Below are 12,299 nucleotides of genomic sequence, written 5' to 3' on the forward strand. Positions count from 1 at the left end.
TTCTGCTATTGATGGCAGTATCGCATCATACGAGCTATCGACGTCAAGCCTAGAAACTTGAGAGAAACCTGAGCCCTACCAAGGTCTGAGAGTGCCGTCTAACACTGGGTTGAGGCCCCTGCTTGCGTCCTGATTGGCTCCTGCTCCATTGCACCTGGGCCAACTGTAAAGATATGCAAAGTTTCCCTATGCCATCACCCCGCAGTTCTAGAATCCGCCCGCTGCCGAACCGGCTACTGGCAGGCAGCTGATCTAACCCTTTGGAGCGTTCCAATGAAGTCGAAACACCTTTTGCGCGCAGCTCTGGTTGCGGCGCTGGTATCCGCCTTGTCCGGTTGCTGGATGTTCATGCCCCCGGGCGGTGGCGGTGGTCATGGTGGTGGTGGCCACGGTGGTGGCGGTGGCTTTGGTGGCCATCAGGGCGGCGGCCCTCGCTAAGCCGACCCGCGATGGAACGCACTGCCTCGGCCGGGCTGCAACAGTGCACCCGGCGCGGGAGCACGCCAATTGCTTGAGCTCACCCCGATCGCCCAAAGCGCTTGCGATACTCTGCTGGCGTCACCCCCACATGCTTCACAAACGCCCGCCGCAACGTATCGGCATTGGCGAACCCGCACAGCGCCGCCACTTGTTTTGGCGCCTCTTGCCCAGCCTCCAGCCGTGCGCGCGCCGCGTTCACCCGTGCCAGTTCTACCCAGGCCGCCGGGGTCATGCCCACATCGTGCTGGAACACCCGCGCAAAATGCCTGGGGCTAAGCCCCACCCGTGCCGCCAGGCTGGCCACGCCGTGCTCAAGCGCAGGGTTGGCAGCCACATAGCGTTGCAACCCCTGTAATGCCGAGCGCCCGACCGGTGATGTGCCGCCCTGGCGGCTGAATTGCAATTGCCCCCCCGGCCGCTTGAAGTACATCACCAAATGGCCCGCCACCTGCCTGGCAATGTCCCGCCCCAGGTCCTCTTCCACCAAACCCAGTGCTAGGTCCAGCCCCGCTGTCACCCCGGCAGCAGTTCGCAACTTGCCGTCGTGCACCTGGATGGCGTCGGCATCCACGTGCACCTGTGGGTAGCGCTCGGCCAGCGCTTCGGCCACAGCCCAATGCGTGGTGACACGCCGGTTATCCAGCAGACCGGCGGCTGCCAGGGCAAAGGCCCCGGTGCACACGGAGCCATAACGGCGGCAAGCGCTTGCGCGCTGCTGCAGCCAGTCGAGAATGCCGGGGCGCAGGTACTGGTCGGCGGCTTGCGGCGTACCCGCGATCAGCAGGGTATCGATGGCTGGCAGGTCCTCCCCGATCCAGCCATCGGCATACAGCCGCGTGCCGGAAGAACTCACCAACGGCCCCGGTTCGCAAGCCAGCAGCACCAGGCGATAGGCGTCGCGGCCAAGTTGGCGGTTGGCCTCGGCAAACACATCCAGCGGGCCGCAGGCATCCAGCATCTGCACGCCGGGCATGGCCAGGATGGCGATCGTGAGGGGGGGAGGGGGCATGGTGGCTCCGGGCATTTTGCGGCAGGTCTGTTATCCAATGACAATGGCAGTATTTGGCGTTACAAGTCAATTGAGGACGTTGGGGTGTGGCTGCAGACTGAACGCGTCACCAACCCACCAAGGAGCGACCATGTCCTCATCCATTGCCGGTATCCAGCTGCCAGACAGCGCCATGGCTCGGGAAATCACCGAGCTTGTCCGCGACACGGCTTCCCCTTTGCTGTTCCACCATTCCAGCCGGGTGTTCTACTTCGCGGCGCTTGCCGGGCAGCGGCTGGGGCTGCGCTACGACAGTGAACTGTTGTACGCGGGCTGCATGTTCCACGACATGGGGCTGACCCATGAGCACAGCAGCGAGTGCTGCCGCTTTGAAGTGGATGGCGCCAACGTGGCGCGTGATTTTCTCCAGCGTCATGGCGTGGATGAACGTGATGTCGAGCGTGTATGGACGGCGATTGCGCTGCACACCACGCCGGGCATTCCAGAGCATATGCACCCGTTGATTGCCTTGGTCACCGCGGGTGTGGAGACCGATGTGCTGGGCTTGCACCACGAGGGGTTGGGCATTGCTGCGCGGGATTCCGTGGTCCAGGCGCACCCGCGCGGGGACCACTTCAAGGAGGCGATTATCCAGGCGTTCTATAACGGCATACGGCACAAGCCGCAAACCACCTTTGGCAATGTGAAGGCGGATGTGATTGCCGACAAGGAGCCGGCATTCCGGCCCGGGAACTTCTGCAGCGTCATTCGCCAGTCTTGCTGGGCCAGTTGAGTGGTGATGTGCATCGCCGCGTCGTGAGCTGATTTCATGGGCAGTTCGCGCATCCTGGGGCCAACACTTGTCAGCCATGATGCGATCCCTGTGGGAGCGGGCGTGCCCGCGAACACCGGCGCAGCCGGTGCCATGCACCGCGTTGAAGCTTTCGCGGGCGCGCCCGCTCCCACAGGGATCGCGCCAACGTTTAAATTTTGCACAGGGCGCGCGGTGTTCATTTACCAGCCTATCCGCTCGCCATCCCAACCCCAGAAGCTGCCACTCTCAGCAGGTCCAAGTCGTCCCAGCAAGTCGATAACACACTGCGCAGCAAACGCCGGCTCAAACAGTTGCCCCTCCGGCACATTCCCCTGGAACGGCCGCGACAGTGCGGTATCGGTAGTCCCCGGGTGCAATGCCAACACCGTAGCGGCCGGGTTCAGCCGTTTCAGCTCGATGCTTGCCGTGTGCAGCAACTGGTTCAACGCTGCCTTGCTCGCACGATAGCTGTACCAGCCACCCAGTCGATTGTCGCTGATCGAGCCAACCCTGGCTGACAGCGCTGCAAAGGTGGCGGGCTGTTTGCGCAGCAGCGGCAGCAGGTGCTTGAGCAACAGGATTGGGGCAAATGCATTTGTGGCGAAGCTGGCCTGCAGACCGGTGAGGTCCAGCTGGGCCAGCGACTTCTCCGCGCTGGCGCCCTCCTGATGGAGAATACCGAGTGTGCTGATGACCAGGTGCAGGTGCGTGCAGACGGTGCCTACTTCACGTGCAAGCCTGGCAAGCGCCATCTCGTCGCGCGCGTCACAGTCCCGCAGTTGCACGCGTTCGCCATGTACCAGGGCAAGTTCGAGCAGCCCCTCAGCGTGGCTGGCATGTCGCGACACAGCCCAAACCCGGTTCACATCATCGCGGCCCAGCAATGCCGCGCACACCGCCAGGCCAATGCCTTGGCTAGCACCGCAGATCAGCACATCGGCCTTGCCAGTCAGTTCAGGGATCAGGCTCACGGCGTCCTCTACAGACCAAATCACAGGATTCAAGCCTTATTGAAGCACCAAGGGCGGCAATGCCAAGCCTCAGGCGGCTGACGGCGTGCATCAGAAGTTATAGGTCAACCGAGTAAAGTAATACCCCCCCGTAAACCCATAAGGTGAATAGGCCCCATACCCCTTGGTCATGGTCTTGCTGGAAGGGTTCTGCCGTTCCGGGTACACATCAAACAGGTTCTGCGCCCCTACGGCCAGGTTCAGGTCCTTGGTCAGCTGATACCCCACGTCGATGTCGGTAATCCAGCGCGCCTTGTACTCACGGTCCAGGCTGCGGTCGGTGGCCGAGTTCACTTCGCGCCAGGACCCATAACGGGTCAGCGTCAGGTTGCTGGTCCAGCGGTCACGCTGCCAGTTGGCGCCCAGAATCAGCTTGGTGTGCGGCTGCACTTCGGTCAGGAAGTTACGCGCCTGGCGGTCCATCAGGTTGTAGTCCGTACCCTGGATGTTGACGTTCTGCTTGTAGCTGAGGATTTGCGTCTGGTTCCAGTTGAAGGCAGCGGTCCACTTCATTTGCCCCCAGTTGCCCAGGTCCTGGTCGAAGTTGCCGACCAGGTCCAGGCCCTTGGTGCGGGTGTTGGCGCCGTTGGTGAAATAGCGCCCGCCAGCGGTGGAGTCGATACCGTTGGCCAGCAGCGCCTGGGTCACCTCGTCACCCAGCAGGGTGCCGGTGAGGGTGATGCGGTCACGCACGTTGATCACGTAGGCATCTGCGGTAAACGACAGCTGCGGGGCCGGCTGGTAGGTCAGGCCCAGGCTGTAGTTGCTCGAGCGCTCCGGCTTGAGTGCCTCCGCGCCCAAGGCCTTGGCTGCCGCCGAGTCCACCGGCAGTACGCCGTAGTTGATCGACTGGTACACGCCATTGACCACACCGTAGGTGGTGGAGCGGGCGCTGAACAGGCTGTTGGCCAGCGAGGGTGCGCGAAAGCCGTTGCTGACCGTGGCCCGCACGGCCAGCTCGGGGGTGAACTCATAGCGGGTGGTCAGCTTGCCGCTGCGGGTGGCGCCCACGCCACGGTTGTAGTGCTCATAGCGCAGTGCGGTGCCCAGGTACCACTGCGGCAGCGGGTTGAAGCCGACGTCAATGTAGCTGGCCACGCTGTTGCGGCTGGTGCTGGTGGCTTCGTCGGGCGAGATACCGTTGGTGACTTGCGCACCAGAGGCGGCGCAGTCGCCCGGGGCGCGGCAGTAACCGCCGTTGGCCCACGAAGCCCAGTCGCCTTCGCGCACCTGGTAGGTTTCGCGGCGATGCTCCAGGCCCCAGGACACATCAAGCGGCTTGTCCAGGCCGATGTCGAAGCTGCGCTGCAAGTCCAGGTTGCTGGTCAGTTGCGTGGCCACCCAGGTGCCGGATTCGAAGTGGTTGGGCGTGGCCTCGCCCAGCGAAGGGTTCTGGTTGTGCGTGGTGCCTTGCAGCGCCTCGTTGCGCCCGTAAGTGCTGGACAAGTCCCAGGCCCATTCCCCGGCATTGCCCTTGGCGCCGAACGCCCCTTGCACATCGTCTTCCTCGATGTACCAGGTGGGCGTGTAGCCGCCCGGGTAGCCGTTGGGGCCGGTGGTGATGGTGTTGGTGATGGTCGGCAGGCGGAAGTTCTGGCCCTGCTCGGCCTTGCGGTGCGAGTAGGTGGTGAACGAGTAGAGGGTCAGGTCGTCGCTTAGCGGCAACTCGGCGTTGTAGCCCAGGGTCAGTAGGTTGATCTTCGGCGTGCCGTAGCCGCCGTACGTTGACTTGCCGGCCTTGTCGAAGGCTTCGGCATAGCTGTAGCCGTTGGCGCTGGCCTTGTTGTCGTCGTTCTGGCTGCGCGCATCCAGGGCCAGCTGGACGATGCCGCCGTTACCGACCTCGAAGCCCTTGTTCAGCCCCTGTTGCACGGTCTGCTTCTTGCCGTCGTAACCCTGGCCGGCATTGGTTACCGAGGTGCCCGAGTCATCGGCCTTGAGGATGATGTTGATCACCCCGGCGATGGCGTCGGAGCCGTATTGGGCGGCCGCGCCATCGCGCAGCACCTCCACGTGATCGATCAGGCTGATGGGGATCAGGTCGAGGTCGGTAGGCGCAGCGCCGGCATGGATACCGCTGATGTTCAGGGTGGCGCTGGTGTGGCGGCGCTTGCCGTTCACCAGCACCAGTACTTGCGCTGCGTTCAGCCCACGCAGGCTGGGTGCACGGGCCATGCCGCTGGCATCCCAGCCGGTTTTTTCCGGCAGGGTGAAGGACGGCACGGTGGCGCTGAGGGCCTCCATCAGGCCGGGTTTGCCGGTTTGCTGCAGTTGCTTGGCGCTGATCACATCGATCGGCACCGGGCTGGTGGTGACGGTGCGTTTTTCCGAGCCGCGGTTGCCGGTGACGATCACCGTGCCCAGTTGGGCCGAGTCAGCGGCTTGGGCGTTGTTTTCGGCATAGGCGGCAGGTGTGAGCAGGCCGGCAGTGCCGAGGGCCATGGTCAGCAGTGCAGGTTGCAGGCGCGGGCTGGGCAGTTTCAAGGTGTGAAGCATGTTCGCTCTCCATGAGCGCTGTCGAACAGCGGGTGCACAGGGGCCGCCCGCCAGGTGGCCCTGGCAGGCAAGCAAGAGGGGACGGGGGTTAGCGGCGTATCACGGTGCTTTGGCAGCGACCGCTTCTATTTCGACCAAGGCGCCCGGCAGCGGCAGGGCTACCACCTGCAAAGCAGTGCGGGTTGGTTTGCGGGGTTGTTCGGCGGTGGCGAAGAATTCGGTATAGGCCGCTTGCAGCCCGGCAAAGTCCAGCTTGCCATCGTTGGCCGGGTCGCCTACCAGAAACACCCTCAACTGCACGATGTCGCCCAAGCCCAGGCCCTGGCTTTGCAGCGCGGCCTGGATTTTGTTCAGCACCGAGCGGGTCTGGGTTTCGGTGTTGCCATAGGCGGCAATGGTTTGCGCTGGCGCCTTGGGGTCGGCGACGTCGGGCAGGGTGCCGCTGACGAACGTCAGCGCGGCCCCGGCCGGTACCGTGACCAGTTGCGAAATGGGGAACTTAGAGCCGGGCGGGTCGACACGCTTGATGGTGTCGGCCTGGGCGGTGAGTGCGGACAGTGACATGAAGGCTCCAAGCAGCAGGGCAGTTGTGTTCATCAAAGGGCTTCCTTGTTCAGGCGGCGACGCCGCGTTGCTGTTGCAGGGCATGCCGGGCGATCTGCCCGACCACATGGCGGGCCGAGTCCGCGGCACTGTTCTGCCAGATACCCACGCCACCATGGGCCAGTGCATCGCTGGCCAGCCAGGTGCGGCCTTGCGGCTGGTTGAGGTGCGAATAGCCAGGCTCGGCCAGTACGTCATGGACGATCCACGGGCTTTCGCTGAACGGCACCTTGGACCAGTTCACCGCCACCCCGCGTTGCAGCTTCCCGGCATGGCCCGGGTGCAACGACTCCACCGCCTGGCGCGACGATGCCAGTTGCTGCTCTACCGAGCGCGTGGCGAATGTGCGCGCAACATCTCCGGTGTTGTAGGTGCCCACCAGGATGCCCTGGGCACTGTTCAGGTGGTCGCTGGGGTACCACAGCAACCGCGCTTCGTGGTTGATGTACGAGAGCCCGCCGTAAATCTGGAATTCGCTTTCCCAGAAGCGCGGCGCCTGCCACGCCACCTTGTTGGCCAGGTCCGGTCTGGCCTGGGCAATGGCCGCCTGGGTGGTGTTGCCAAAGTTGTGATCGACCCGCGCCAGCAGCGGCAGGGGAATGGTGACGATGGCGTAGTCGGCGGTTTCCACCTGGGTGTTGCCAGTGCGCCGGTCGCGCCAGGTCACCTGGCTACCGCTGTCCCCGGTGCGTATGGCCTGCACTTCGGCGTGCAATTGCACCTTGCCCTGCACCTTGGCGTACAGCGCCTTGGCAATCTGGTCCATGCCGCCCACCGGCTGGAACATGGTGGCGGAAAACTCCGGGATTTCGTCGAACACCAGCGGCAGCATCAGGTTAGGGTTGAGCAGTTGCTTGAGTGCTACCGGCTGGCGCTGGATCGGGGTTTGGTCGCCGGCCCCGGCGAAGCGCGTGTAGCCGGCGCGTACCGAGCCCTTGTAATGGCGTTTCTCGTCGAGGTCGCCGTACACCTTCAGAAAATCCAGCAGGGCTTTCTGGTCGCCGCTATCCAGTTCCTTGTCCAGTGCTTTGCCGCTGATGCTGCGCGACAGCAGTTCGCTAAGGTGCCCGCGGGTGTCGTTCACTGCCTGGCGCAACAGCAGCGGCGGCTGTGCAAGGTCTGGTTGGGCGAGGGCGTTGCGGCTGCTGTTGACCAGCACTTCCAGCGGCACGCCCAGCTCGCGGCAGTAGCCGAGGATGGTCAGGTGGTGGCTGGGCAGGCGGGCGGGGCCTGCGTTGAAGTAGTAGCCGTTGTCGAAGCGCACCTGCTGGTGGCTGCCGTCGTTGTGCAGCACCTCGTCGCCGTTGCGCAGCGTCCAGGCCCGCCCGCCGATTCGCTCGCGAGCCTCCAGCACGCGTACATCAAAGCCGGCTTTGCCAAGTTCATAAGCCGCCACCAGGCCGCTGATGCCAGCGCCCACCACCAGCACGCGCTTGCCATTGCCGGACGTGGCTGGCAGCCCCAGCGGCTGGAAGGTGCTGGCCGTGGCTGCGCTGGGCAAAAGGCCAAGGGCAGACAGGCTGCCAAGCGCGGCGCCGTAGCTGCCAGCGGCCATCAAGTGGGCAATAAGGTCTCTGCGGGTCAAACCCATGGTCTGTACTCCTTGCAAGTGGAAAAGTGAGTCCGTTCAGGGGGCGCTACAGCTCGTAGCGCACGCTCAGCAGTACGGTGCGTGGGTCGTTGACCGAGTAGTAGGCGGTGCGGCTGGCAGCCGAGTAGGCGGTGCTTTGCGGGTAGGCGCGATCGAGCAGGTTCTTCACCGACAAGGTGGTGGTCCAGTGGCCATCCGCGCTGGCATAGCTGGTGCTGGCATTCCAGAAGCCCTGGGCGGGTATTTCGTAGATGTCGGCGTTGAGCGGGTTGGCGTAGGAACGGGTCTGGTACTGGTAGTCGGTGTTGGCCACCAGCTCACCCGGCAGGTTCACCGGCACTGTCCAGTTCAGGCCAAGGCTGGCGTTCCATTCCGGCGCAAAGATCATCTTCTTGCCATCGGCGCTCACGCCCGGGCCGCTGGCGTTCTGGAAGTCGTCATACTGGCTTTTCAGGTAGCCCAGGTTGGCGGTCAGGCGCAGGTCACGGGTGAGCAGCGCGGTGTTTTCCAGCTCCACGCCGTAGGTATGGGCACTGCCTACGTTGGTACGCAGGTTGGCGCTGATGGCCGGGTCCCAGGCATTGGTCTGCAAGTCTTCGTAGTCGTTGTAGAAGAAGGCGATGTTGCTGCGCAGGCGGCCATCGGCAAAGTCACCCTTGAAACCGATTTCGTAGGTTGTGACGTTTTCCGGGTCGAAGCCCTGCTCGGCGGCGGCGCGGGTTGGCGCACGGTTGTCGAAGCCGCCGGCCTTGAAACCCCGGGCCACATAGCCGTACTGGATCAGGTCGTCGGTCCAGGCGTATTCCAGGCCTACCTTGGGGCTCAGAGAGGCCCAGGAATCGCTGGTCTGGGCAGCGAAGTTGGTGCCGGTAATGGCGCGATCGGTGGTAATCGCATAGTTGGTGTAATCGAAGTTCTTGTGCTCGTGCGTGAAGCGCAGGCCCGTGGTCAGCGACAGGCGAGGCGTGAGCTTGTAATTGCTCTGGCCATACAGCGCGTAGCTCTCGGTATCGGTGGTGCTGTACTGGCCGCTGGCATTGACCCGATTTTGCGCGACAGAAAAGGTCAGGCTGTCGCGCTCTGCACGAAAGCGTTCCTTGTACAGATACGCCCCGAGGGTGTAGCTGAACCGGTCGTATTCACCGTTCAGCTGGAACTCCTGGGTGGCGTAGCGCTGCTTGTAGGTGATCAGGTTGTTCTGGATTGGCGATGCGGTACCGCTGTTGGCCTGGCCAGAGTTGTCGTAGTCCACCGGCTGGTCAAACTCGGACCAGGCAGTGACCGACTTGAAATTCAGGTGGTCATCGATGGTGTAGAGGGCGCGCAGCACCGCGCTGCCTTGGTCCAGCTTGTTCTTGGGGTCAAGGCTGCTGTAGGTCTTGAACTTGTCGAAATGGCCGTTGGCCGGGTTGAAGGGGGTGTAACTGGTGGTATCGCCACGGTCGAAGGTACCGGCGAGGGTGAGTTGCACGTCCCATGGCGAGTCTTGCGGCGCCAGGCGCAACTTGCCACGGTAGGACTGGATGTCGATGTTGTTGACGTCCTTGTGGCGGGTGCGGTTGTACACGGTGCCATCGCGGGTCAGGCGGATCGCCGAAAAGCTGCCGAACAGGGTGTTGTCCACCAGCGGCCCGCTGACCAGCAACCGGCCGTTCTGGGCGTTGTAGTTGCCAGCGCCCAACTCGACGAAGCCACGGGTCTGCTGCGTGGGGTCGCGTGTAATGACACGCACCGCGCCTGCTGCACTGTTACGCCCGTACAGGGTGCCTTGTGGGCCACGCAATACCTCGACCCGCTCCACATCGTTGAAGTCCAGCATCGAGGAAATCGCCCGCGGGATATACAGGTCGTCGGCATACACCGCGACCGCCGCTTCCTGGATCGGGTCGGTCTCGCCAATGCCGCGTATGCCGTAGGTTTGCGCGCTGTAGGAAATGGACTGGCGGTTCAGGGTGAGGTTGGGTACCCGCCCGGACAGGTCGCGCACGTTGTTGATTTGCGCATCCTGCAGCGTGCGCTCGTCGAAGGCACTGATCGCCAGCGGGGTTTTCTGCAGGTTTTCTTCGCGGTGTTCGGCCGTGACGGTGACGGTGGGCAGCTTGCCGCTCTGGTCCTCGGCAGGCTCGGCGAAGGTAACAGGGGTGAAGAGGGCGAGGGCGACGGCAGCCGACAGGTGATTGAGCGCAGGGGTGGGCAAATGTCTCATGCAGAAGCTTCCAGGTAACCATGATCGAGTGGGTTTTCGGATACCTGGATACCGGAGCCGGGTGACGGGGCCCGAGGCTGAAGGAGGTATTAGGTTCCTTTGCCTCCGCCAGTCAGGGGTCGGTCTGGTGAGAACATATCTCTATGAAAAATGCTTTTGAAATACTTTTTGCATCTAAGCTAATATTGCTAGCTCGAATTTATTTGATTTTATTAAATGCAAGAAATGCATTTTGAGGGTGGGGTGAAGTTGGCCTGTATTGTGCTGCTTGTATCGGCCTCTTCGCGGGCGTGCCCACGAAGAGGTCGATACCGGCTGGATCAGTGCCCCATGGCCAGCTTGGCGCTCATCTGCCGACGGCGGTAGGCACTGTCACGCGAAGCCAGCCACCAGTACAGCGGCGAAGTCACCGCCAACCCCACCAGCCACGACAAGTCAGCACCGTTGATGTGCTCGGAAATCGGCCCGACATACAGCGGCGTGTTCATGAACGGGATCTGCACCACGATACCCACTGCATAAGCGATCAGCGCCTGCGGGTTGTAGCGCCCGTAGATACCGCCATCGACCTGGAAGATCGACTGGATGTCATAGTCGCCTTTGTGAATGGCGTAGAAGTCGATCAGGTTGATCGCCGTCCATGGCACCAGCACCACCAGCAGTACCAGCACCATGTCGACGAAGTGGCCGATGAAGTCTGCCGAAGCGAACACCGCCACCACGCAGCAGGCCGACAGCACGATCAGGGACAGCACCGCACGGCTTTTGGCGGTAGGGATCCAGCGGTAGGCGAAAGTTTGTACCAGGGTGATGATCGACAGTACCGCGCCATACAGGTTGAGGGCGTTGTGGCTGATCACGCTGAGCAGGAACAGCACCAGCATGACCGGGCCGAGGGTGCCGGTGGCCAGTTTGACGGCGTCCATGGTGTCCATGCCGGCCGGAATTGCCAGCACCGCCACCGCGCCGAAAATGAACGACAGGCTCGAACCCAGGGCCGAGCCCAGGTAGGTGGTCCAGAAGGTCGAGCTGACTTTGACATCTGCCGGCAGGTAGCGCGAGTAGTCCGACACATAGGGCGCAAAGGCGATCTGCCACAGCGCAGCCAGCGATACGGTGGCCAGCCAGCCGGCCAGGTTGAAGCCGCCGCGGGTCAGGAAGTCGTCGCTTTGCACATGGGTGAAGATGTAGCCGAAACCGACCACGATGCCGATGCCCAGCACCCAGGTGCCGATGCGGTTGAGCACGTGGATGAAGCGGTAGCCGATGATGCCGATGATGCCCGAGCCCAGTGCACCGATGACGATGCCCACCGGTACCGGCACAGCGTCGACCACGCCGTGCAGCGACTTGCCGGCGAGCACGATGTTGGAGGCGAAGAAGCCGATGTACATGACGCCGGCGATCACCACCACCAGCAACGCGCCAAGGGTGCCGAACTGGGCGCGGCTCTGGATCATCTGCGGGATGCCCATCTGCGGGCCCTGGGCCGAGTGCAGCGCCATCAGTACACCACCGACCAGGTGGCCAACCAGGATGGCGACGATGCCCCACACCAGGTTCAGGTGGAACAGCTGCACGCCCAGCGCGCCGGTAACGATGGGCAGCGGCGCGATGTTGCCGCCGAACCACAGTGTGAACAGATCCCTTACCTTTCCATGGCGGTCTTGCGGGGGCACGTAGCCGATCGTGTGTTTTTCTATGAGGGGTGCCGAATTGGCTGCACTGGTCATGACTGACTCCAAGGCAAGGTAGGGCATCGGGAACTGCCCGGGGGCGTGCCGGCGAAGGGCGACGCGTTCTTGTTGGAGCGATGATGCGGGGCGCGGGGATAACGAGAAATTAGTAAATATGTACCCATAAACCTTAAAAAACCTAAGGCTGACAAAAGCTTAAGCGGGTGACGGTAGCAAGGAGGGTGCCAGCTGGCGGGAGGGCTTGAAGTAGAGGGGTTTGGCTTCGGCTTGGCGTGAAGGGGTGTGCATGCGTGGTGCGTCGTGCGCGTTTGCAGGGCAGATTGAAGGTTGCCTGTTCTGGCCCTTTCGCGGGCTTGCCCGCTCCCACAGGTTCACCACAGCTTCAGAAACTGTGGTGAACCTGTGGGAGCGGGC

Annotated in this window: 9 protein-coding genes; 2 read left to right on the forward strand and 7 right to left on the reverse strand. The window is 62.9% G+C overall.

Annotated elements, in window-relative coordinates:
• The first annotated feature begins 273 nt into the window (after positions 1-273).
• On the forward strand, positions 274-438 hold the full coding sequence (locus tag ACQKPZ_RS22980) for a hypothetical protein (protein ID WP_391131453.1): 165 nt from the start codon (positions 274-276) through the stop codon (positions 436-438).
• A 79-nt stretch (positions 439-517) separates the two neighbouring features.
• On the opposite strand, the gene ACQKPZ_RS22985 is transcribed toward ACQKPZ_RS22980, so the two are convergent.
• Positions 518-1,489 (reverse strand): GlxA family transcriptional regulator, encoded by a 972-nt coding sequence (locus ACQKPZ_RS22985; protein ID WP_427542556.1) that lies wholly within the window; start codon positions 1,487-1,489, stop codon positions 518-520.
• Between the two features lie 130 nt (positions 1,490-1,619).
• Between ACQKPZ_RS22985 and ACQKPZ_RS22990 the strand changes: the two genes are divergently transcribed.
• On the forward strand, positions 1,620-2,261 hold the full coding sequence (locus ACQKPZ_RS22990; protein ID WP_427542559.1) for an HD domain-containing protein: 642 nt from the start codon (positions 1,620-1,622) through the stop codon (positions 2,259-2,261).
• 221 nt (positions 2,262-2,482) lie between these two features.
• On the opposite strand, the gene ACQKPZ_RS22995 is transcribed toward ACQKPZ_RS22990, so the two are convergent.
• The 6 genes from ACQKPZ_RS22995 to ACQKPZ_RS23020 all read right to left on the reverse strand — a co-directional run bounded on the left by ACQKPZ_RS22995 (position 2,483) and on the right by ACQKPZ_RS23020 (position 11,921).
• Entirely contained in the window at positions 2,483-3,253 is a 771-nt protein-coding gene (locus ACQKPZ_RS22995; protein ID WP_427542562.1) for an SDR family NAD(P)-dependent oxidoreductase, read from the reverse strand.
• Between the two features lie 90 nt (positions 3,254-3,343).
• A complete protein-coding gene (locus tag ACQKPZ_RS23000) occupies positions 3,344-5,734 on the reverse strand; it encodes a TonB-dependent receptor plug domain-containing protein (protein WP_427542583.1) in 2,391 nt (796 codons plus the stop codon).
• Positions 5,735-5,887: 153 nt separating this feature from the next.
• Positions 5,888-6,385, reverse strand: coding sequence for a RidA family protein (locus tag ACQKPZ_RS23005; RefSeq protein WP_427542565.1), 498 nt, complete (start codon positions 6,383-6,385; stop codon positions 5,888-5,890).
• A gap of 16 nt (positions 6,386-6,401) precedes the next feature.
• Positions 6,402-7,982, reverse strand: coding sequence for a flavin monoamine oxidase family protein (locus tag ACQKPZ_RS23010; protein ID WP_427542568.1), 1,581 nt, complete (start codon positions 7,980-7,982; stop codon positions 6,402-6,404).
• A gap of 46 nt (positions 7,983-8,028) precedes the next feature.
• Positions 8,029-10,188: a TonB-dependent receptor gene (locus tag ACQKPZ_RS23015; protein WP_427542571.1), complete on the reverse strand. Its 2,160-nt coding sequence runs from the start codon at positions 10,186-10,188 to the stop codon at positions 8,029-8,031.
• Between the two features lie 320 nt (positions 10,189-10,508).
• Complete coding sequence (locus ACQKPZ_RS23020) at positions 10,509-11,921, reverse strand: purine-cytosine permease family protein (protein WP_427542574.1); 1,413 nt, start codon at positions 11,919-11,921, stop codon at positions 10,509-10,511.
• Positions 11,922-12,299: the final 378 nt, after the last annotated feature.

The organism is Pseudomonas sp. NPDC089547, assembly GCF_050280665.1.
Taxonomy (GTDB): Bacteria; Pseudomonadota; Gammaproteobacteria; order Pseudomonadales; family Pseudomonadaceae; genus Aquipseudomonas.